Source organism: Pseudomonas sp. RP-B7 (genome assembly GCF_059803535.1).
The window spans coordinates 40,305-59,957 of sequence record NZ_JAPFHC010000004.1; the positions used below are offsets into that span (position 1 = coordinate 40,305).

The 19,653-nt window shown below is 62.0% G+C and carries 23 protein-coding genes; 15 read left to right on the forward strand and 8 right to left on the reverse strand.

Annotation, left to right across the window (positions count from 1 at the left end):
• Positions 1 to 200 precede the first annotated feature (200 nt).
• From OPU96_RS06010 to OPU96_RS06025, 4 genes are all read left to right on the forward strand, one after another.
• The gene (locus OPU96_RS06010) at positions 201 to 2,954 is read left to right on the forward strand and encodes a response regulator (protein WP_192296529.1); all 2,754 of its coding nucleotides are present in this window, start codon (positions 201 to 203) and stop codon (positions 2,952 to 2,954) included.
• 89 nt (positions 2,955 to 3,043) lie between these two features.
• Positions 3,044 to 4,033, forward strand: coding sequence for a 2-hydroxyacid dehydrogenase (locus tag OPU96_RS06015; protein ID WP_226456363.1), 990 nt, complete (start codon positions 3,044 to 3,046; stop codon positions 4,031 to 4,033).
• A 71-nt stretch (positions 4,034 to 4,104) separates the two neighbouring features.
• Complete coding sequence (locus tag OPU96_RS06020) at positions 4,105 to 4,545, forward strand: hypothetical protein (protein WP_192296531.1); 441 nt, start codon at positions 4,105 to 4,107, stop codon at positions 4,543 to 4,545.
• A complete protein-coding gene (locus OPU96_RS06025) occupies positions 4,542 to 4,946 on the forward strand; it encodes an META domain-containing protein (RefSeq protein ID WP_226456364.1) in 405 nt (134 codons plus the stop codon). Before OPU96_RS06020 ends, OPU96_RS06025 begins: the two co-directional genes overlap by 4 nt.
• Positions 4,947 to 5,087: 141 nt before the next feature.
• On the opposite strand, the gene OPU96_RS06030 is transcribed toward OPU96_RS06025, so the two are convergent.
• Positions 5,088 to 5,549 carry a TlpA family protein disulfide reductase gene (locus OPU96_RS06030; protein ID WP_192296533.1) on the reverse strand — a complete coding sequence of 154 codons (462 nt, stop codon included), beginning with the start codon at positions 5,547 to 5,549 and terminating at the stop codon, positions 5,088 to 5,090.
• A 115-nt stretch (positions 5,550 to 5,664) separates the two neighbouring features.
• Here OPU96_RS06030 and arsC point away from each other — a divergent pair, with 115 nt between their 5' ends.
• The 3 genes from arsC to OPU96_RS06045 are packed head-to-tail and all read left to right on the forward strand — an operon-like array spanning position 5,665 to position 7,017.
• The gene (arsC, locus tag OPU96_RS06035; RefSeq protein ID WP_192296534.1) at positions 5,665 to 6,018 is read left to right on the forward strand and encodes an arsenate reductase (glutaredoxin); all 354 of its coding nucleotides are present in this window, start codon (positions 5,665 to 5,667) and stop codon (positions 6,016 to 6,018) included.
• Positions 6,015 to 6,629, forward strand: coding sequence for an NAD(P)H:quinone oxidoreductase (wrbA, locus tag OPU96_RS06040; protein ID WP_192296535.1), 615 nt, complete (start codon positions 6,015 to 6,017; stop codon positions 6,627 to 6,629). The genes arsC and wrbA overlap by 4 nt, the downstream gene beginning before the upstream one ends.
• Positions 6,613 to 7,017, forward strand: a complete 405-nt coding sequence (locus tag OPU96_RS06045) for a DUF2069 domain-containing protein (protein WP_192296536.1) — start codon at positions 6,613 to 6,615, stop codon at positions 7,015 to 7,017. The genes wrbA and OPU96_RS06045 overlap by 17 nt, the downstream gene beginning before the upstream one ends.
• A 138-nt stretch (positions 7,018 to 7,155) precedes the next feature.
• On the opposite strand, the gene OPU96_RS06050 is transcribed toward OPU96_RS06045, so the two are convergent.
• Both OPU96_RS06050 and ttcA read right to left on the reverse strand, forming a co-directional pair.
• Positions 7,156 to 7,827 carry a DNA-3-methyladenine glycosylase I gene (locus OPU96_RS06050; RefSeq protein ID WP_192296537.1) on the reverse strand — a complete coding sequence of 224 codons (672 nt, stop codon included), beginning with the start codon at positions 7,825 to 7,827 and terminating at the stop codon, positions 7,156 to 7,158.
• A gap of 67 nt (positions 7,828 to 7,894) precedes the next feature.
• Complete coding sequence (ttcA, locus tag OPU96_RS06055) at positions 7,895 to 8,719, reverse strand: tRNA 2-thiocytidine(32) synthetase TtcA (RefSeq protein WP_192296538.1); 825 nt, start codon at positions 8,717 to 8,719, stop codon at positions 7,895 to 7,897.
• Between the two features lie 313 nt (positions 8,720 to 9,032).
• Between ttcA and OPU96_RS06060 the strand changes: the two genes are divergently transcribed.
• A complete protein-coding gene (locus OPU96_RS06060; RefSeq protein WP_226456366.1) occupies positions 9,033 to 9,635 on the forward strand; it encodes a Yip1 family protein in 603 nt (200 codons plus the stop codon).
• 128 nt (positions 9,636 to 9,763) lie between these two features.
• Positions 9,764 to 10,258 carry a SprT family zinc-dependent metalloprotease gene (locus OPU96_RS06065; protein ID WP_192296540.1) on the forward strand — a complete coding sequence of 165 codons (495 nt, stop codon included), beginning with the start codon at positions 9,764 to 9,766 and terminating at the stop codon, positions 10,256 to 10,258.
• A 102-nt stretch (positions 10,259 to 10,360) separates the two neighbouring features.
• Here OPU96_RS06065 and OPU96_RS06070 read toward each other — a convergent pair whose 3' ends face one another.
• A complete protein-coding gene (locus tag OPU96_RS06070; RefSeq protein WP_498558844.1) occupies positions 10,361 to 11,542 on the reverse strand; it encodes a CaiB/BaiF CoA transferase family protein in 1,182 nt (393 codons plus the stop codon).
• A 157-nt stretch (positions 11,543 to 11,699) separates the two neighbouring features.
• Here OPU96_RS06070 and tusD point away from each other — a divergent pair, with 157 nt between their 5' ends.
• The 6 genes from tusD (at position 11,700) to OPU96_RS06100 (ending at position 15,136) form a co-directional block, all read left to right on the forward strand.
• Positions 11,700 to 12,092, forward strand: coding sequence for a sulfurtransferase complex subunit TusD (gene tusD, locus OPU96_RS06075; RefSeq protein WP_192296542.1), 393 nt, complete (start codon positions 11,700 to 11,702; stop codon positions 12,090 to 12,092).
• Between the two features lies 1 nt (position 12,093).
• Positions 12,094 to 12,444 carry a sulfurtransferase complex subunit TusC gene (tusC, locus tag OPU96_RS06080; RefSeq protein ID WP_498558845.1) on the forward strand — a complete coding sequence of 117 codons (351 nt, stop codon included), beginning with the start codon at positions 12,094 to 12,096 and terminating at the stop codon, positions 12,442 to 12,444.
• On the forward strand, positions 12,444 to 12,722 hold the full coding sequence (tusB, locus tag OPU96_RS06085) for a sulfurtransferase complex subunit TusB (protein ID WP_192296543.1): 279 nt from the start codon (positions 12,444 to 12,446) through the stop codon (positions 12,720 to 12,722). Before tusC ends, tusB begins: the two co-directional genes overlap by 1 nt.
• The gene (locus tag OPU96_RS06090; RefSeq protein WP_192296544.1) at positions 12,719 to 13,054 is read left to right on the forward strand and encodes a TusE/DsrC/DsvC family sulfur relay protein; all 336 of its coding nucleotides are present in this window, start codon (positions 12,719 to 12,721) and stop codon (positions 13,052 to 13,054) included. Before tusB ends, OPU96_RS06090 begins: the two co-directional genes overlap by 4 nt.
• Positions 13,051 to 14,052 carry a glycosyl transferase family protein gene (locus OPU96_RS06095; protein WP_305391084.1) on the forward strand — a complete coding sequence of 334 codons (1,002 nt, stop codon included), beginning with the start codon at positions 13,051 to 13,053 and terminating at the stop codon, positions 14,050 to 14,052. Before OPU96_RS06090 ends, OPU96_RS06095 begins: the two co-directional genes overlap by 4 nt.
• An 88-nt stretch (positions 14,053 to 14,140) precedes the next feature.
• Complete coding sequence (locus tag OPU96_RS06100; RefSeq protein ID WP_226456370.1) at positions 14,141 to 15,136, forward strand: glutathione S-transferase family protein; 996 nt, start codon at positions 14,141 to 14,143, stop codon at positions 15,134 to 15,136.
• Positions 15,137 to 15,240: 104 nt separating this feature from the next.
• On the opposite strand, the gene cysG is transcribed toward OPU96_RS06100, so the two are convergent.
• Genes cysG through OPU96_RS06120 form a run of 4 tightly spaced genes read right to left on the reverse strand, consistent with a single transcriptional unit; the run spans position 15,241 to position 19,629 of the window.
• A complete protein-coding gene (gene cysG, locus OPU96_RS06105) occupies positions 15,241 to 16,635 on the reverse strand; it encodes a siroheme synthase CysG (RefSeq protein WP_192296547.1) in 1,395 nt (464 codons plus the stop codon).
• Positions 16,636 to 17,916 (reverse strand): serine--tRNA ligase, encoded by a 1,281-nt coding sequence (serS, locus tag OPU96_RS06110; protein ID WP_192296548.1) that lies wholly within the window; start codon positions 17,914 to 17,916, stop codon positions 16,636 to 16,638.
• A 16-nt stretch (positions 17,917 to 17,932) separates the two neighbouring features.
• A complete protein-coding gene (gene crcB / locus OPU96_RS06115) occupies positions 17,933 to 18,307 on the reverse strand; it encodes a fluoride efflux transporter CrcB (RefSeq protein ID WP_065872076.1) in 375 nt (124 codons plus the stop codon).
• Entirely contained in the window at positions 18,307 to 19,629 is a 1,323-nt protein-coding gene (locus OPU96_RS06120; protein WP_305391085.1) for a replication-associated recombination protein A, read from the reverse strand. The genes crcB and OPU96_RS06120 overlap by 1 nt, the downstream gene beginning before the upstream one ends.
• Positions 19,630 to 19,653: the final 24 nt, after the last annotated feature.

Sequence of the window (19,653 nt, forward strand, 5' to 3'; positions counted from 1 at the left end):
TCTGCAAGTCATTCTCAATGACCGATTATTCAAGATTAACCCGCCGCAGGCAATCGCCATCCGCCCCCCAATGGCCCGAAGATTGCCTCATATCATTAATTTGCAAGATCCGACGCCGCTCAAATGGCTACACTGCGCAGGTGGCGCGGCCCGGATGCTGGCGTGGTTTATCGATAACAATGTGGTAGCAGGAGAGTGGCGTGCTTAGAAGAATGGGGATAAAAGGCCGCGTACTGTTGCTGACCTTATTACCGACCAGTCTGATGGCCCTGTTGTTGGGGGGCTATTTCACCTGGATGCAACTGTCGGAATTGCAGACCCAATTGCTGCAACGCGGCGAAATGATCGCCGAGCAACTGGCGCCGCTGGTCGCCCCGGCCCTGAGCGCGAAGAACACCGAGCTGCTGGAGCGCATCGCCACCCAGTCACTGGAGCAGCCGGACGTGCGCGCCGTGTCGTTCCTCAGCCCGGACCGCACGCCCCAAGCCCACGCCGGCCCGACCATGCTCAACCAGCCGCCCATCGGCAACAGTTCGCACCTGCTGCAACGCACCGGCAACGATGCAACGCGTTACCTGCTGCCAGTATTTGGCCGTCATCGCAACCTCGCGGGCGAGTTGATCCCCGACGAAGCCGACCGCCTGCTGGGCTGGGTCGAAGTCGAACTGTCCCACAACGGCATGTTGCTGCGTGGCTATCGCAGCCTGTTCGCCAGCCTGCTGTTGATCGCCATCGGGCTGATCTGCACCGCAGCCCTGGCCCTGCGCATCAGCCGCACCATCAACTCGCCGATTGGCCTGATCAAGCAAGCCGTAGCCCAGCTCAAGGACGGCAACCTGGAAACCCGCCTGCCGCCGCTGGGCAGCCAGGAGTTGGACCAGCTCGCCTCGGGCATCAACCGCATGGCCGAAACCCTGCAAAACGCCAGGGAAGAACTGCAGCACAGCATTGACCAGGCCACCGAAGACGTGCGCCAGAACCTGGAAACCATCGAGATCCAGAACATCGAGCTGGACCTGGCGCGCAAGGAGGCCCTGGAGGCCAGCCGCATCAAGTCCGAGTTCCTGGCCAACATGAGCCATGAAATCCGCACTCCGCTCAACGGCATCCTTGGTTTCACCCATCTGCTGCAAAAAAGCGAATTGTCGCCGCGCCAGCTGGACTACCTGGGCACCATCGAAAAATCCGCCGACAACCTGCTGGGCATCATCAACGAAATCCTCGATTTCTCGAAGATCGAGGCCGGCAAACTGGTGCTCGACAGCGTGCCCTTCAACCTGCGGGATCTGCTGCAGGACACCCTGACCATCCTCGCCCCTGCGGCCCATGCCAAACAGTTGGAGCTGGTCAGCCTGGTCTACCGCGACACCCCACTGGCGTTGGTGGGCGACCCGCTGCGCCTCAAACAGATCCTGACCAACCTGATCAGCAACGCAATCAAGTTCACTCGCGAAGGCACCATCGTCGCCCGGGCAATGATCGAAGACGAACAGGAAGACAGCGTGCAACTGCGCATCAGCGTGCAGGACACCGGCATCGGCCTGTCCAGCCAGGATGTGCGCGCGTTGTTCCAGGCCTTCAGCCAGGCCGATAACTCGCTGTCGCGCCAGCCTGGCGGCACCGGCCTGGGCCTGGTGATTTCCAAGCGTTTGATTGAACAGATGGGCGGTGAAATCGGTGTCGACAGCACGCCTGGGGAAGGCTCGGAATTCTGGATCAGCCTGAACCTGCCCAAAACCCGCGACGACCTCGAAGACCTGCCGTCTGCGCCATTGCTCGGGCGCCGCGTGGCGGTGCTGGAGAACCACGAACTGGCGCGCCAGGCCCTGCAGCATCAGCTGGAAGACTGCGGCCTGGAAGTCACGCCGTTCAACAGCCTGGAAAGCCTGACCAACGGCATCACCAGCGCCCATCAGACCGAGCAGGCCATCGACCTCGCCGTGCTTGGCATCACCGCCAATGACATCCCACCGGAGCGCCTCAACCAGCACCTGTGGGACCTTGAGCACCTGGGTTGCAAGGTTCTGGTGCTGTGCCCGACCACCGAACAGATGCTGTTCACCCAGTCGGTACCCAACCCCAACAGCCAGTTGCAGGCCAAGCCTGCCTGCACCCGCAAACTGCGCCGCGCCCTGGCCGACCTGATCAGCCCGCGGCCCTCGCGCAGCGAGCCCGGCGAGCCGCTGTCCAGCCGCGCGCCACGGGTGCTGTGCGTGGACGACAACCCGGCCAACCTGCTGCTGGTGCAGACCCTGCTGGAAGACATGGGCGCCAAGGTCCAAGCGGTAGAAAGCGGGTTCGCCGCCATTGACGCGGTCAAACGGGAAACCTTCGACCTGGTGCTGATGGACGTGCAGATGCCTGGCATGGACGGACGCCAGAGCACCGAGGCGATTCGCCAGTGGGAAAGCGAGCGCCACGGTACGCCGCTGCCGGTGGTCGCCCTCACCGCCCACGCCATGGCCAACGAAAAACGTGCCCTGCTGCAAAGCGGCATGGATGACTACCTGACCAAACCGATCAGCGAGCGGCAGTTGGCCCAGGTGGTGCTCAAGTGGACCGGCCTGGCCCTGCGCAACCAAGTACCGGAGCGTGCCACCGACGGCCTCGCCCCAGCCGTGAAGCTGCTGGTGCTGGATCATGAAGAAGGCCTGCGCCTGGCCGCCGGCAAGACCGACCTGGCCGCCGACATGCTGGCCATGTTGCTGGCCTCACTGGAAGCCGACCGCCTGGCCATCACCGTGGCCCGCGAAGCCAAGGACCACAACGCGCTGATCGAACGCGTCCACCGCCTGCACGGCGCCACCCGTTATTGCGGCGTGCCGCAACTGCGCGCCGCCTGCCAACGAGCCGAGACCTTGCTTAAACAGGACGATGCAAAGGCCTTGCATGCCCTGGACGAACTGGACATGGCGATTGCGCGGTTGGCGAGCGAAGCGCGGGTCAGCGCCTGAAGCAACGCTTCAGGAAACCGCCTTATGTGGGAGCCCGCTCCCACAAGGGTCATGTGTTTTCAAATGATTAATCGCAGGGAGCATTTTTTATGCGCGTCATACTTTTCAGCAGCCAGACCTACGACCGCGACAGCTTCCTCGGCGAGGCGCTACCGTCCGGCGTGGAGCTGCAATTCCAACCCGCCCGCCTCAACCTCGACACCGTGGCACTGGCCGAACACCACGAAGTGGTTTGCCCGTTTATCAACGATGACCTCAGCGCCCCGGTGCTGGAACACCTGGCCAAAGGCGGCACCCGCCTGATCGCGCTGCGCTCGGCCGGTTACAACCATGTCGACCTGGCCGCCGCCAAGCGCCTGGGCCTGACTATCGTGCGCGTGCCCGCCTATTCGCCGCACGCCGTCGCCGAACATGCGGTGGCGCTGATCCTCGCCCTCAACCGCCGCCTGCACCGCGCCTACAACCGCACCCGTGACGGCGATTTCAGCCTGCACGGCCTGACCGGCTTCGATCTGGTCGGCAAGACCGTCGGAGTGGTCGGCACCGGGCAGATCGGTGCGACGTTCGCCAAGATCATGGCCGGTTTCGGCTGCCAGTTGCTCGCCTACGATCCGTACCCCAACCCGCAGGTGCTGGCCCTCGGCGCCCGCTACGTGAGCCTGCCCGAACTGCTGGCCCAAGCGCAGATCATCAGCCTGCATTGCCCGCTGACAGCCGACAGCAAACACCTGATCAACGCCGACTCCCTGGCGCACATGCAGCCAGGCGCGATGCTGATCAACACCGGGCGCGGCGGCCTGGTCGACACCCCGGCACTGATCGAAGCGCTCAAGGATGGCCAGCTCGGTTACCTGGGGCTGGATGTGTACGAGGAAGAGGCGCAATTGTTCTTCGAGGACCGCTCCGACCTGCCCCTGCAAGACGACGTACTCGCACGCCTGTTGACCTTCCCCAATGTGATCATCACCGCACACCAGGCGTTTCTTACCCGCGAGGCGCTGTCGGCGATTGCATGCACGACCCTCGCCAACATCGCCGCGTGGGCCGAGGGCCGCACGCAGAACCTCGTTGAAGGATGATCAGCGGTCATATACCAGGCTCATGATGGGCCAGCACCCGTGATAGGATGCCGCGCCTATTTGGAGGATCCATGGCCGAACACGATTTCCGCTTCAGCTTGCTGAGCCCGCAACACACCCTGATCGAATGCCGCGCCCTGGTGCCGGGCCGTTACCAGATCACCGGCAACGGTGGTTCGATCAAGCACGGCGACGTGCTGATCGTCACCCTGCGCGGCAGCAAAACCCTGTCGATGCGCCTCACCGTCGAAGGCGACGCGCGCTACTCCATCCGCCCGGCGGGTCAATGGGTCGCCATGGCCCACGGGCCGAAATTCGGCGAATTGGAAATTCACACCTGGAAGGTCAACTGCGACAGCTGCGACACCGTGCTGGAGTTTGAATTCGCGGTGGAAACCAAGCTGAGCAAAGAGCCGCTGCAACCGGCCGCCAACGCGCGCATCAAGGAGCTGGGCTGGGCCAGCCAGGGCGACAAGCACCGCTGCCCGAAATGCCAGCAGGCCGCACAATGAAAGGCCTGCTTCTGCTCGCCGCCGCAGGTGCGGCCCTCACGGGTTGCGCCGCTGATACGGCCAAGCTCAAGCGGGATCACAGCTACGTGGTGGAATGGATCGGTGAGCGGCCACTGATGGACTACGCGCACCTGACGGTCACCCTCGGCGAGGACGGTCGTGCCTATGGCAACGGCGGCTGCAACCATTGGTTCGCGCCGTACACCCTCGAGGGCGACAAGCTCAGCTTCGGCCAGATCGGCAGCACCCGCAAACTCTGCGCCGAGGCCTTGATGGAGCAGGAACACCGCTTCTTCCAGGCCCTGCAAGGCGTGCAGCGCTGGGACATCTCGCCGATCGAGCAGACGCGTTTCTGGCCGGCAGAAGGCAAGCCGATTCGCCTGTGGCTTGAAGAGGGCTGACAGCAACCTTTTCAGGATTGAACGAGGTCAAAATGTGGGAGCGGGCTTGCTCGCGAAAGCGGTGGATCAGTCACAGATGTGTTGTCTGATCCGCCGCTTTCGCGAGCAAGCCCGCTCCCACATTGGTTTGGTGTTGTTGCTTTAACCGCGTAGTGCCTTCAGCTTTGCAATCACGCCTTCCGCCGTTTGCTCCCCCATCAACTGTTCACGCACCTTGCCCTTGTCATCAATGATGTAGGTTACCGGCAGCGCCTCGCTGCGCGGTATATCAAAGATCCCTTCCGGGTTCTGCGCCAGCACCGTGAACTTGATCCCCAGCTTCTCGCTGGCGGCCTTCAACTCCTCACCCTGCACATTGTCGAAGTTGACCCCGAACACCCCGACGTTCTGCCCTTTCAACTGATCCGCCAGGGCGTTCAGTTCAGGGATCTCGGTACGGCACGGGCCACACCATTCGGCCCAGTAATTGACCACGACCCATTGTTTATCCAGGCGTTCAGCCGCGACTTTCTTGCCGTACTGGTCAACGCCGTAGTCATTACCGCAGCCGCTGAGCAGCAGGGTTGTGATGATCGCCAATGCACCGATCAGTCGACTTGTCATGGGGTAATCCTTCGTAAAAATGAACGTTGGCTGCGACCTATCGCCTCTTACGGTTTAAGGACGGGACGCTGCGCAGGTAGAATACCTGCCACCTTACGCAAGATGCGACCCGCACATGACCGATCTGACGCTTTATCACAACCCGCGCTGCTCGAAATCCCGCGGTGCGCTTGAACTGCTCGAAGCCCGTGGTCTCACCCCGACCGTGGTGCGTTACCTGGAAACCCCGCTGGACGCCGCGCAACTGAAGGCCTTGCTCGCCAAGCTGGGCCTCAGCGCACGCCAATTGCTGCGCACCGGCGAAGACGAATACAAGACCCTCAACCTGGCCGACGCCAGCCTCAGCGAAGCACAACTGATCGCCGCCATCGCCGCGCACCCCAAGTTGATGGAACGGCCGATCCTGGAAACCGCCGACAAAGCCATCATCGGCCGCCCGCCAGAGAACGTGCTGGAGATCCTGCCGTGACCACACCGTATGTGCTGGTGCTGTATTACAGCCGCAACGGCTCGGTCAGCGAAATGGCCCGGCAGATCGCCCGGGGTATCGAGCAAGGCGGCATGGAAGCGCGCCTGCGCACCGTTCCGGCGATCTCCACCGAGTGCGAAGCCGTGGCGCCGAGCATCCCGGAGGAAGGCGCGCTGTATGCCAGCCTCGACGACCTGAAACACTGCTCGGGCCTGGCCCTGGGCAGCCCGACCCGCTTCGGCAACATGGCCGCGCCGCTCAAGTACTTCATCGATGGCACCAGCAACCTGTGGCTGACCGGCGCCCTCGTCGGCAAACCGGCCGGGGTGTTCACTTCCACCGCCAGCCTGCACGGCGGCCAGGAAACCACGTTGATGTCGATGCTGCTGCCATTGCTGCACCACGGCATGTTGATCACCGGCTTGCCCTACAGCGAACAGGCATTGCTCGACACCCAAGGCGGCGGCACGCCCTACGGCGCCAGCCACCACGCCGGGCCGGACGGCAAGCGCCTGCTTGATCAACATGAGATCGCCCTGTGCCGCGCCCTGGGCTTGCGCCTGGCGAACACCGCCACATTGCTGGAGAGCGGCCGTGGCCAGAAAGCCTAAGGTCTTGCCGCCCCAGGCGTGGTTGGAGCCACGGGTCAAGGTTGCACGGGCGTTGAGCCTGCTGGCGTTCTTTGGGCTGGTGGGGTTGCTGTGCGGCTATTACCTGTTCGTCGCCGACCTGCACGGCGCACGGCCGTGGGTGATCCTGCTGATCGAACTGGTGCCGCTGCTGTTGCTCGCACCGGGAATGCTGCTGGGCAGTGCGCGCGGGCATTCGTGGATGTGCTTTGCGGTGAACCTGTATTTCATCAAGGGCGCGCTGGCGGCGTATGACCCGAACCGCCAGTGGTTCGGGGTGCTGGAGATGCTGGCAAGCCTGGCGGTGTTTTGTACGGCCTTGCTATATGTGCGCTGGCGGCATCAGCTCAACCGACAGCTCGCACCTTGACCTGTAGTGAGCGGGCTTGCCCCGCGCTGGGGGGCGAAGCCGCCCTAAATCCAGACACCGCGGTCTTGCTGATACACCGCGGTGTACCGTTTGGGGCTGCTTCGCCCCCCGGCGCGGGGCAAGCCCGCTCACTACAGGCTAGTGATTGACGGTGTAAGCCAGCATCATCGACAACTGGCACATCGGCCGCCCACTCTCGGCATGCCACTCGTTGAACGCCGCCTGCACCGTCGCCAGGTCCCGCAGGCTGGTGGGTGCCTTGTCGACGATCTTCTGTGCGTTCAACGCCGCCACCACGTCAAAACTCGGCACGAACGTATCCTTGCCGACCATGCGCAAAAAGCGCGGTGCCGATAGCCCGCCCAACTGGTGGCCGTGCTTGCTCAGGTACTTCCACAGCCCAACGATGTCGGTCACCGGCCAATCGGCGATAAACGCGCCGAAGCTGCCGTGTTCATGGGCGATGTCCAGGATCATCTGCGCATTGCGCGGCACACTCTTGAGCTTGCCCAGGTGGCGGATGATGCTGGTGTCCTGCATCAGCCGCTCCAGGTGCTCGGCGCCCATCAGCACAACTTTTTCCGGGTCGAAGCCGAAGAACACTTTCTCGAACGCCGGCCACTTGGCATCCACCACGCTGTGTTTCAAGCCCGCACGGAACACCCGCAGGGCCAGGGTCGACAGGTAGCGGTCGTCGCTGATCTGGCGCAACTGCGCCGCAGTATTCGGTACGGGTAGGTGGGCTTCCAACTCGGCCGCCGAACCGAAGCGGTTCAGACAGTATTCGTGCAGCCACTTGTAATCGCGCATGCCCTCTCCCGGGATTCGAATTGAAAACGGCGCCCGCGAGCGCCGTGTGTCAGAGCATTGAAGTCGCTTAGAGGTTCACTATATTGACGAAACGCGAAGCGGCGCTTTCGTCGATCTTGAGACTGGTGAAATCGAACAGGTTGCGGTCGGCCAACTGCGACGGCTGCACGTTCTGCAGGCTGCGAAAGATGCTCTCGGTGCGGCCCGGTGTCTTGCGTTCCCACTCCACCAGCATTTCCTTGACCACCTGGCGTTGCAGGTTTTCCTGGGAGCCGCAGAGGTTGCACGGGATGATCGGGAATTGCTTGAGGTCGGAGTAGGCCTGGATGTCCTTCTCGTTGCAATACGCCAGCGGGCGAATCACCACGTTGCGCCCGTCATCCGCGCGCAGCTTGGGCGGCATGGCCTTGAGCGAACCGTTGAAGAACATATTGAGGAAGAAGGTCTCGACGATGTCGTCGCGGTGATGGCCCAGGGCCATTTTGGTCGCACCGATTTCATCGGCAAAGGTGTAGAGCGTGCCCCGACGCAGGCGCGAGCACAGCGAGCAGGTGGTCTTGCCTTCCGGAACCAATTCCTTGACCACCGAATAAGTGTCTTTTTCGACGATGTGATACTCGACACCCAGCTCTTTGAGGTAGGCCGGCAGCACATGCTCGGGGAAGCCCGGTTGTTTCTGGTCCATGTTGACGGCAACGATCTCGAACTTGATCGGCGCGACCTTTTGCAGGTGCAGCAGCACGTCGAGCATGGTGTAGCTGTCTTTGCCGCCGGAGAGGCAGACCATGACCTTGTCGCCGTCCTCGATCATGTTGAAATCGGCGACCGCTTCACCGGCCAGGCGACGCAGGCGTTTCTGCAGTTTGTTCTGGTTGACTGTAAGAGTGCCCATGGCGCTTGAATCCGCAAAAGGTGTGTGACGAAAAGCGCAGCATTTTACGCAAAAATGCTTCAATGGGCGACGCCGATCCAATGTGGGGGCTGGCTTGCCTGCTCCCACACCGACCATGGCAGTCCCGACAGACTTCACCGCGATTAGGGCCAATGTTTACAGCGCGATTTGCTCTAAAGGCCCTACAGTCATTCCGGTCATCCCTTCCTATACTGCGACTTGAGGTCGCACGTATATATCCAGACCTTTCAGGCCAATTGGCCCGTGGGCGCTCCGATGGGGGGCGATGGTAATAACAACAGGAGTGACTGGCATGATCCATCACGTCGTGGGGCTGTTTACCCATCCTGACCAGGAATGGCGGGAAATCCGTGGCGATAAAGAAGAAAGCATCGGCCACATGTACCTCACTCACACGCTGATTCTCGCGGCGATCCCCGCCGTATCAGCCTTTATCGGCACCACCCAGGTCGGCTGGGTCATCGGCAACCGCTCGCCCGTGATGTTGACTCAGGAAAGCGCCCTGTGGATGACCATCATGTCGTACGCGGCCATGCTCGCCGGCGTGGCGGTGATGGGCGCCTTCATCCATTGGATGGCCCGAACCTACGACGCCAACCCCAGCATGTCGCGCTGCGTCGCGTTTGCCACCTATACCGCGACACCGCTGTTTATCGGCGGGCTGGCGGCGCTGTACCCACATATGTGGCTGGGCATGGTCGTGGGCACGGCGGCGATCTGCTACACGGTGTACCTGCTGTATGTGGGGCTGCCGACGTTCATGAGCATCGATCCGGACGAGGGCTTCCTGTTTTCCAGCTCGGTGCTGGCCGTGGGCCTGGTGGTGCTGGTGGCAATCATGGCGTTTACCGTGATCGTCTGGGGCTTGGGCGTTGGGCCTATCTATACCAATTGAGCGTTTCAGACCGTGAGCAAGGCCACCGCAAGGTGGCTTTGTGCGTTATGCATGACCATTCGGCGCCTGAACCATTCGGAAACACTCGGCGTTGCGGCATACTGGGCGCCTCTGGAGATACGTACAGCATGCCCGAGCAACTCAATACCCGCGTCGAAGATTGTTTCCTGCAAGCCGAATCCTTTTTCAAACGAAGCTTCAAACGCCCCCAGGTCAGCCTCAAGCTGCGGGGCCAGAAGGCCGGTGTCGCGCATTTGCACGAGAACCTGCTGCGCTTCAACCCCCAGCTGTACCGTGAAAACAGCCAGCATTTCCTGAAACAGACGGTGGCCCATGAAGTGGCGCACCTGATTGCCCACCAATTGTTTGGCGAACGCATTCAGCCCCATGGCGAAGAATGGCAATTGATCATGCGCGGGGTGTACGAACTGCCGCCGGACCGTTGCCATACGTATGCGGTAAAGCGGCGTCAGGTGACGCGGTATATCTACCGTTGCCCGTGTGCGGACAGTGACTTTCCCTTTTCGTCGCAGCGCCATGGGTTGGTGGCTCAGGGGCGGCGGTATTTGTGTCGGCGGTGTCGGCAGACTTTGGTGTTTACTGGAGAGACCCGGGTGGAGTGACAGCCTCTTCGCAGGCAAGCCAGCTCCCACATTGGATCGGTGATCGACATGACAACCCGGTCAAATGTGGGAACGGGCTTGCCCGCGAAGGCGCCGGATCAGTCAACCAATAACCCTGGCCTGCCGCAAAGCCTCAATACGCTGATTACTGAAGCCCAATTCAGCCAACACTTCATCACTGTGCGCGCCCACCGCCCCGCCAATATGCCGAGGCGCTGGCAACCCCTCAGAGAACTTCAACGGACACGCCAACTGCAGCTGGGTCGAACCATCGCCCCGGGGCACCTGGCTCAACAATTCCCGCGCCTTCAACTGGGGATGCTCAAGCGCCTCACTCAAACTCAACACAGGTTCGACGCAGGCATCCACCTCGGCAAATAACGCGCACAGCTCCTCAAAACTGCGTTTCTCAAACTCAACCTGCAAAGCCTGCTTGAGCACTTTTTGCCGCTCCGGCTCCGGCGACAAGCCTTGCGCCGCCAACTCCGGCCGTCCCAGCGCCGCACACAGCGACTGCATGAAAGCCGGCTCCAGACTGCCCACCGACATCCATCGTCCATCCCGGGTCCGATAGTAATCGTAGAAACTGCCACCGTTGAGCACGTGGTTTTCCCACTCCGGCTCCACCCCGCACGCCAGGTAGCCCGCTGCCGCCATGGCGTTCAGGCTGAAGGAGCAATCGGTCATGCTCACGTCCAGATATTGCCCCACCCCGCTTTGCTGCCGCGCAATCACTGCCGCGAGCAACCCCACCACCGCATGCAACGAGCCACCGCCCACATCCGCCAACTGCACGCCCAACGGCAGCGGCCCACTGTCCTGGCGCCCGGTGTAGCTGGCCACACCGGACAACGCCAGGTAGTTGATGTCGTGCCCGGCGCGGTCCTTGTAGGGGCCGGTCTGACCGTAGCCGGTGATCGACACATAAATCAGCCGGGGGTTGATCGCCTTCAGCGCTTCATATCCCAGGCCCAGGCGCTCCATGACCCCGGGGCGGAACTGTTCGAGAATAATGTCGTAGTCCTTGACCAGCGCCCGCACGATCTCCAGCGCCTCGGCTTGCTTGAGGTCCAGGGCCAGGCTGCGCTTATTGCGATTGAGGTAGGCGTGGCTCGCCGAAGTCCCCCGGTCATGGGGCGGCAGCACCCGCAGCAGGTCCATGCGCGTTGGCGATTCGATGCGCAGCACTTCGGCGCCCATGTCCGCGAGCATCAAGGATGCAAACGGGCCAGGCAGCAAGGTGGAGAAATCCAACACTTTGAGGGACGCCAAGGGACCTGACATGGGCACTCCAATTCCGTTTCGATTGCCCACAGACTAGGCAGCCTTGGTCCTACGGGCAATCGTCAGAACGATCAGCAACAGTGACCGTTTTGATCACGGCGGGCTTTTTCCTGGCGGCGGCTTTATCATTGGCCCACGTTTGCTTGCCGAGTGTGCCATGAAGTTTGCGATAGCCCTGTTTTCCGCAGCCCACGCGCCCTCCTCGCGCCGCGCCTTGCTGTTCGCCCAGGCGGCGTTGGCAGGCGGGCATGAGATTGTGCGGCTGTTTTTCTACCAGGACGGCGTGTACAGCGCGTCCAATAACATCGTCACCCCGCAGGATGAGCAGGACATCGCCCGCCAATGGCGTGAGTTTGTCAGCCAGCACCAGCTTGACGGCGTGGTATGCATCGCCGCCGCCCTGCGTCGCGGGGTGCTCAACACCGAGGAGGCCACGCGTTATCAGCGCAGCGCGGTCAACCTCGATGCACCGTGGGCGTTGTCTGGCCTGGGGCAACTGCACGACGCCGCACAAACCGCCGACCGCCTGATCTGCTTTGGAGGGCCGTGAGATGTCCAAATCCCTGTTGGTGATCAGCCGCCAGGCACCTTGGTCCGGCGCGAGTGCACGGGAAGCGCTGGATATCGTGCTGGCCGGTGGCGCGTTCGATTTGCCCATCGGTTTGTTGTTCATGGATGACGGCGTGTTCCAGCTCGCACCGCACCAGAACGCCAAGGCCGTGCAACAAAAGGACCTCAGTGCCAACCTGCAGGCCTTGGGGCTGTTCGGTATCGACGATGTATTTGTCTGCCGCCACAGCATGGCTGTGCGTGGCCTGACGCCGCCCACCGAGGCACAACCATTGAGCAACGACGCTATTTCCCAATTGATTGACCGTTACGACCAGGTGATTACCCTCTGATGTCGACTTTACATGTGGTGTCTCACTCGCCGTTTTCCGACAGTCGCCTCGACAGCTGCCTGCGCATCTGCGGCGCCGAGGACGCGATCTTGCTGTGCGGCGATGGCGCCTACGGGCTGCACGCCCCCGCCCTGCACACCAAGGGTGTGAAGGTGTTTGTGCTGGCCGAAGACATGCAGGCGCGCAACCTGCCATTACCCGACTGGGCCGACAGCGTGGACTATCCCGGCTTCGTGCAACTGTCTATCGACTATGACAAGGTCAACAGCTGGCTATGAACACCTTGACCGTAGGCGAACGCACCTATGAGTTGGACAAGGACGGCTACCTCGTCGACTTGAACGACTGGTCCACAGAAGTCGCCAGCGCCCTGGCTGCCGCCGAAGCGCTCGATCTGACGCCCGACCACTGGGAAATCCTCGAACTGCTGCGCGGCTTCTACGCCGAGTTCCAACTGTCCCCGGCCACGCGCCCGCTGATCAAGTACACCGCCTTGAAGCTGGGCCCGGAAAAGGGCAACAGCCTGCACCTCAACAAACTGTTCAACGGCACTCCCGCCAAACTCGCCGCCAAGCTGGCGGGCCTGCCCAGGCCGACGAATTGCTTATGACCGACTTTGCCCCGCTGACCCTCGAAACTCCCGCCGAACACCCGTTTGCGCCATTCGTGCGCATCCTGGGCAAAGGCAAGCGCGGCGCACGCAATCTCACCCGTGAGGAAGCCCGCGAAGCCATGGGCATGCTGCTCGACGAAAAAGTCGAAGACACCCAGCTCGGCGCGTTCCTGATGTTGCTGCGCCACAAGGAAGAAAGCCCGGAAGAACTCGCCGGTTTCACCGAAGCCGTACGCGAACGCCTCAACGCCCCGGCGCTGAACGTCGACGTGGACTGGCCGACCTACGCCGGCAAGAAGCGCCACCTGCCGTGGTTTCTGCTGGCGGCCAAGTGCCTCGCGCAAAATGGCGTACGCATCCTCATGCACGGCGGCGGCGCGCATACCGAGGGCCGGTTGTACACCGAGCAACTGCTGGCAACCTTGCAGATCCCGCTTTGCCGCAACTGGCAGCAGGTCGAAAGCGCTTACCAACACGGGAACCTGGCATTTATCCCGCTGGGCGACTGGGCGCCACAACTGCAACGCATGATCGACCTGCGCAACACCCTCGGCCTGCGTTCGCCAATCCACTCCCTGGCACGTCTGCTCAACCCGCTGAATGCACGCCTGGGCCTGCAAAGCATTTTCCACCCCGGCTACCAGGGCGTGCACCGCGATGCCAGCGGCCTGCTCGGCGACAATGTGATCGTGGTGAAGGGCGACGGCGGCGAGATCGAGATCAACCCCGACAGCGCCAGCCACCTCTACGGCACCACCGGCGGCGAGAGCTGGGACGAGGAGTGGCCCGCCCTCTCCGCCCAACGCCACGTCAAACCGGCGACCCTGGAGCCCGAGCATTTGAAAGCGTTGTGGCGCGGTGAAGTCGAGGACAGCTACCCGCAACTGGCGCTGATCGCCACCATGGCGCTGGCCTTGCGCGGTCTTGGCCATTCGCGGGAGCAGGCTTTCGTGTTGGCCCAGCAATACTGGGACGCACGGAACAAATCGATTTAATCGATAATTCACCCGCAGTCTTTGCGCTTTTAAATCGAACCCATCCCTTTAGACTGGGCTCCAACGCTTATTAGTTGAGGAGCCAGTCATGGGTTTGCTGATCGAAGGACGCTGGAAAGACCAGTGGTACGAAAGTAGCGCAGATGGCGCTTTCCAGCGTGAACAGGCGCAGCGCCGCCACTGGGTGACTGCCGACGGTTCGCCCGGCCCGAGTGGCGAGGGTGGATTCAAGGCCGAAGCCGGTCGCTACCACCTCTACGTGTCCCTCGCCTGCCCTTGGGCCCATCGCACCCTGATCATGCGCAAGCTCAAGGGCCTGGAAAGCCTGATCGATGTGTCCGTGGTCAGCTGGTTGATGCTGGAAAACGGCTGGACCTTCGACAAGGCCCACGGCTCCAGCGGCGACGCCCTCGACGGTTTTGCCTTCATGCATCAGCGCTACACCGCCGATACCGCCGACTACACCGGCCGGGTGACGGTGCCCGTTCTGTGGGACAAGAAGCTCAAGCGTATCGTCAGTAATGAATCGGCGGAAATCATCCGCATGTTCAACAGCGCGTTCAATGGGCTGACCGGCAACACCCTGGACTTCTACCCCGAGGCGCTACGCCCGAGCATCGACGCACTGAACGAACGCATCTACCCGGCCGTGAACAACGGCGTGTATCGCGCAGGCTTTGCCACTTCGCAGCAGGCATACGAAAGTGCGTTTGATGATGTGTTTGCCGAATTGGATCATCTGGAGCAGCACCTGAGCGACCATCGCTACCTGGCCGGCGAGTTCCTGACCGAAGCGGATGTGCGCCTGTTTACTACGCTGATCCGTTTTGATGCGGTGTATTACGGGCACTTCAAATGCAATCTGCGGCGGATTGCGGATTATCCGAACTTGTCGAACTGGCTGCGGGAGCTGTATCAGTGGCCGGGAGTGGCCGAGACGGTGGATTTTGCGCATATCAAGGGGCATTACTACGCCAGTCACCGCACGATCAATCCGACGGGGATTGTGCCCAAAGGCCCGTTGCAAGCATTTGATACCCCGCATGATCGCTTGAAATTGAAGGGCAACGCAGTTTGGAGCTGATCCGGGCTGCTCGCTGAACTTGAAGGCCTCATCGCGGGCAAGCCCGCTCCCACATGGAATGCGATCCCCTGTGGGAGCGGGCTTGCCCGCGATGCTTTTAGTTTTCAGACCTGGGACTGGGCGCCTTCAAACCACTTGAGCTTCTCGCGCAACACCACCACTTCACCGACGATCACCAGTGTCGGCGCATGCACTTCATGCTCCGCCACCATGCGCGGCAAGTCGGCCAGGGTGCCGGTAAACACGCGCTGGTTGGACGTTGTGCCTTGCTGGATCAATGCCGCCGGGGTATCGGCTGCGCGTCCATGCTTGATCAGCTGTTCGCAGATGATCGGCAAGCCGATCAAGCCCATGTAGAACACCAGGGTCTGCGACGGCCCCACCAGGTCATGCCAGGGCAGGTCCGAAGTTCCGTCCTTCAAATGCCCGGTGATGAAGCGTACCGATTGCGCATAGTCGCGGTGAGTCAGCGGAATCCCGGCATACGCCGCGCAGCCGCTGGCCGCCGTGATGCCCGGTACCACTTGGAACGGGATGCCGTGGGCCGCCAACTCTTCGATTTCTTCGCCACCACGGCCAAAGATGAACGGATCGCCACCTTTAAGGCGCAACACCCGCTTGCCTTGCTTGGCCAAGTCCACCAATTGCTGGTTGATCTGGTCCTGGGGCACGGCGTGGTCGGCGCGACGCTTGCCGACGTATACGCGCTCGGCATCACGGCGGCACAGTTCGAGAATCGCTGGCGCGACGAGGCGGTCGTACAGCACCACATCGGCTTGCTGCATCAGGCGCAGTGCGCGGAAGGTCAACAGGTCCGGGTCACCAGGACCGGCGCCCACCAGGTAAACCTCACCCGGCGCATGGGGCGGCTTGCCGTTGACTTTCTCCACCAACAAACGCTCGGCTTCAGCACCCTGCCCGGCCAATTGGCGATCGGCAATCGGGCCCTGGAACACCTCTTCCCAGAACGCGCGACGTTGCTGTACATCCGGGTACAAACCTTTGACCTGGGCACGAAAGCGCGCCGCCAACCCGGCCAATTGGCCGTAGGTGGACGGAATCCAGGTTTCCAGCTTGGCCCGGATCAGCCGCGCCAGTACCGGCGCATCGCCGCCACTGGACACCGCGATCACCAAGGGCGAGCGGTCGACAATCGCCGGGAAGATCACGCTGCACAAGGCCGGCGCGTCCACCACATTGACCGGCACGCAACGGCGCTTGGCGTCGCTGGACACTTGCGCGTTCAGTGGCTCGTCGTCCGTTGCCGCGATGATCAGGGTGCAACCGTCGAGGTCGGCCTCCTGATAACCGCGCAAAATCAGTTCCCCGCCACTGCCCAGTACCAACTCGCGGAGTTGGTCTTCGATCTGGGGAGCAACCACCCGCAGCAACGCACCGGCGTCGGCCAGCAGCCGGGATTTGCGCAAGGCAATCTCCCCGCCACCGACGACCAACACACGACTGCCGCGCAGGTTATGAAACAGCGGCAGAAATTCCATTTAGCCGATGACCTCAACGCCCGCCATATAAGGCTTGAGCACCTCGGGTACACGGATGGAACCGTCTGCCTGCTGGTAGTTTTCCAACACGGCCACCAGGGTACGGCCTACCGCCAGGCCCGACCCGTTGAGGGTGTGCACCAGCTCCGGCTTGCCGGTTTCCGGGTTGCGGAAACGCGCCTGCATACGGCGGGCCTGGAAATCGCCGCAGTTGGAGCACGACGAGATCTCGCGGTACTTGTCCTGGCTCGGCACCCACACTTCGAGGTCGTAGGTCTTCACGGCGCTGAACCCCATGTCGCCGGTGCACAACGCGAGTACACGGTACGGCAGCTCCAGCAGTTGCAGGACGCGCTCGGCGTTGGCAGTCAGGCCTTCGAGGGCTTCCATCGAGGTCGACGGCTCGACGATCTGCACCATCTCGACCTTGTCGAACTGGTGCTGGCGGATCATGCCGCGGGTGTCGCGACCCGATGCACCGGCTTCGCTGCGAAAGCACGGCGAGTGGGCGACGAACTTCAATGGCAGCGCTTTGGCGTCGAGGATCTCGCCGGACACGATGTTGGTCAGCGACACTTCCGCCGTCGGGATCAGGTACAGGTCGGCTTCGCCTTCGCGGCTGATCTTGAACAGGTCTTCTTCGAATTTCGGCAGCTGGCTGGTGCCCATCAGCGCCGGTGCCTGCACCAGGTACGGCGTGTAGGCTTCTTCGTAGCCGTGCTCGGCGGTGTGCAGGTTGATCATGAACTGCGCCAGGGCGCGGTGCAGACGGGCCACCGGGCCGCGCAGCAACGAGAATCGCGCGCCGGACATCTTGGCGGCGGTTTCAAAGTCCAGGCCGCCGGTCAGTTCGCCCAGGGCGACGTGGTCCTTGATCTCGAAATCAAAGGCTTTTGGCGTACCCCAGCGGCGCACTTCGACGTTGCCGTCTTCGTCTTCGCCCACCGGCACGGATTCATGCGGGATGTTGGGGATGCCCAGCAGGATCGAGTCCAGTTCGGTCTGGATCTTGTCCAACTCGACTTTACCCTCGGACAGCTCAGTGCCCATACGCTCGACGTCCGCCATCAACGGCGCAATGTCTTCGCCGCGCTGTTTGGCCTGACCGATGGATTTGGAACGCGCATTACGCTCAGCCTGCAGTGCTTCGGTGCGGGTCTGGACGGTCTTGCGCTGTTCTTCCAGCGCTTCGATGCGCGCAACATCCAAGGCAAAGCCACGGGATGCCAGGCGGTCCGCTACGTCCTGAAGGTTGCTACGTAACAGTTTGGAATCGAGCATGTCGGTCTCTCGTTTATCAAAGTTTGGTCAAGGACAGGCCGGCCCAGGTGGCGAGCAGCCCGCCGAACACGCTGATACCCAGGTAACCGAACGCTACCAGGGCCTGCCCGCTTTCCAGCAAGCGCAGCGTATCCAGTGAAAAGGATGAAAAGGTCGTCAGACCGCCTACAAAGCCGACAATCAAGCCGGCGCGAATTTCAATCGGTACTTCCGGGCGCAACAGGAACCAGCCGTACAACAGCCCGATAATCAAGCAGCCGACCAGATTGACCGCCAGGGTCGCCGCATAAAAATGCTTCGGCCAGTTGGCACTGACCCAGGTGCTGGTGGCGAAACGCAATAATGTACCAGCGATGCCGGCTGCGGACACGGCAAGAATCGTCTTGAGCACTACTTTCTCCGCTGTTTGGGGCTGAGTCGATCAAGTTGGGCGAGGTGATTGAGCTTTTCCCCGATCTTCAGCTCCAGGCCACGGGGCACCGGCTGATAGAGCGCCAGCGGTTCAAGCGCGTCGGGGAAGTAATCTTCGCCGGCCGCATAGGCGTCTGGCTCATCATGGGCGTAGCGGTATTCATCACCGTAGCCCAATTGTTTCATCAGCTTGGTCGGCGCGTTGCGCAGGTGCAGCGGCACTTCCAGGGAGCCGTATTCGGCAGCGGCGCGCAGGGCAGACTTGAAGCCCATATACACCGCGTTGCTTTTTGGCGCACAGGCCAGGTAGGTGATGGCCTGGGCCACCGCCAGCTCGCCTTCCGGGCTACCGAGGCGCTCCTGCACCTCCCACGCCGCCAGACACAAGCTCAGCGCCCGCGGGTCGGCGTTGCCGATGTCTTCACTGGCCATGCGCACTACGCGACGCGCGAGGTACAACGGGTCGCAACCACCGTCGATCATGCGCGCGAACCAGTACAGCGCACCGTCCGGGTTGGAACCGCGTACGGATTTATGCAGCGCGGAAATCTGGTCGTAGAACGCTTCACCGCCCTTATCGAAGCGTCGGCGCGTGTCGCCGAGCAGGCTTTGCAGCAGGTCGACGCCAATCTCGCTGCCGTCTTCGGCCAGGTCGGAGGCGTTTTCCAGCAGGTTGAGGAAACGGCGCCCATCACCATCGGCGGCGGTGAGCAGGATCTTGAAGCCTTCGTCGCTGAGACTCAGCCGGCGCTTGCCCAGGCCCTTGTCTTCGCTCAAGGCACGGTGCAGCAGCTTTTGCATCGCCGCTTCGTCCAGGCTCTTGAGCACATAGACCCGCGCCCGCGACAGCAAGGCATTGTTCAATTCGAATGAAGGGTTCTCGGTGGTGGCGCCGATAAAGATCAGCGTGCCGTCTTCCACATATGGCAGGAACGCGTCCTGCTGCGACTTGTTGAAGCGATGCACTTCGTCGACGAACAGGATGGTGCGCTTGCCGTATTGCCCGGCCTGCTGTTTGGCGACGTCGACGGCCTGGCGGATTTCCTTGACCCCGGCGAGTACCGCCGAGACCGTTTCGAAATGCGCATCCGAGACCTTCGCCAGCAACCGCGCCAGGGTGGTCTTACCCACCCCTGGCGGGCCCCAGAAGATCATCGAATGCAGCGCACCTTGCTCCAGGGCTTCGCGCAGGGGCTTGCCACGAGCGAGCAGGTGTTCCTGGCCGACGTACTCATCCAGGTTGGTCGAGCGCAAGCGCGCGGCCAGGGGTTGAGCAATCGGGTCACTTCGAAACAAGTCCATGGGCAGCGTTTGAAACCTCTGGGC

Bases quoted from the DNA above. Each gene is read 5' to 3' on its own strand.
- OPU96_RS06015 (WP_226456363.1), top strand. From the start codon at position 3,044: ATGCGCGTCATACTTTTCAGCAGCCAGACCTACGACCGCGACAGCTTC.
- OPU96_RS06020 (WP_192296531.1), top strand. From the start codon at position 4,105: ATGGCCGAACACGATTTCCGCTTCAGCTTGCTGAGCCCGCAACACACC.
- OPU96_RS06025 (WP_226456364.1), top strand. From the start codon at position 4,542: ATGAAAGGCCTGCTTCTGCTCGCCGCCGCAGGTGCGGCCCTCACGGGT.
- OPU96_RS06030 (WP_192296533.1), bottom strand. From the start codon at position 5,549: ATGACAAGTCGACTGATCGGTGCATTGGCGATCATCACAACCCTGCTG.
- arsC (WP_192296534.1), top strand. From the start codon at position 5,665: ATGACCGATCTGACGCTTTATCACAACCCGCGCTGCTCGAAATCCCGC.
- OPU96_RS06050 (WP_192296537.1), bottom strand. From the start codon at position 7,827: ATGCGCGATTACAAGTGGCTGCACGAATACTGTCTGAACCGCTTCGGT.
- ttcA (WP_192296538.1), bottom strand. From the start codon at position 8,719: ATGGGCACTCTTACAGTCAACCAGAACAAACTGCAGAAACGCCTGCGT.
- OPU96_RS06060 (WP_226456366.1), top strand. From the start codon at position 9,033: ATGATCCATCACGTCGTGGGGCTGTTTACCCATCCTGACCAGGAATGG.
- OPU96_RS06065 (WP_192296540.1), top strand. From the start codon at position 9,764: ATGCCCGAGCAACTCAATACCCGCGTCGAAGATTGTTTCCTGCAAGCC.
- OPU96_RS06070 (WP_498558844.1), bottom strand. From the start codon at position 11,542: ATGTCAGGTCCCTTGGCGTCCCTCAAAGTGTTGGATTTCTCCACCTTG.
- tusD (WP_192296542.1), top strand. From the start codon at position 11,700: ATGAAGTTTGCGATAGCCCTGTTTTCCGCAGCCCACGCGCCCTCCTCG.
- tusC (WP_498558845.1), top strand. From the start codon at position 12,094: ATGTCCAAATCCCTGTTGGTGATCAGCCGCCAGGCACCTTGGTCCGGC.
- tusB (WP_192296543.1), top strand. From the start codon at position 12,444: ATGTCGACTTTACATGTGGTGTCTCACTCGCCGTTTTCCGACAGTCGC.
- OPU96_RS06090 (WP_192296544.1), top strand. From the start codon at position 12,719: ATGAACACCTTGACCGTAGGCGAACGCACCTATGAGTTGGACAAGGAC.
- OPU96_RS06095 (WP_305391084.1), top strand. From the start codon at position 13,051: ATGACCGACTTTGCCCCGCTGACCCTCGAAACTCCCGCCGAACACCCG.
- OPU96_RS06100 (WP_226456370.1), top strand. From the start codon at position 14,141: ATGGGTTTGCTGATCGAAGGACGCTGGAAAGACCAGTGGTACGAAAGT.
- cysG (WP_192296547.1), bottom strand. From the start codon at position 16,635: ATGGAATTTCTGCCGCTGTTTCATAACCTGCGCGGCAGTCGTGTGTTG.
- serS (WP_192296548.1), bottom strand. From the start codon at position 17,916: ATGCTCGATTCCAAACTGTTACGTAGCAACCTTCAGGACGTAGCGGAC.
- OPU96_RS06120 (WP_305391085.1), bottom strand. From the start codon at position 19,629: ATGGACTTGTTTCGAAGTGACCCGATTGCTCAACCCCTGGCCGCGCGC.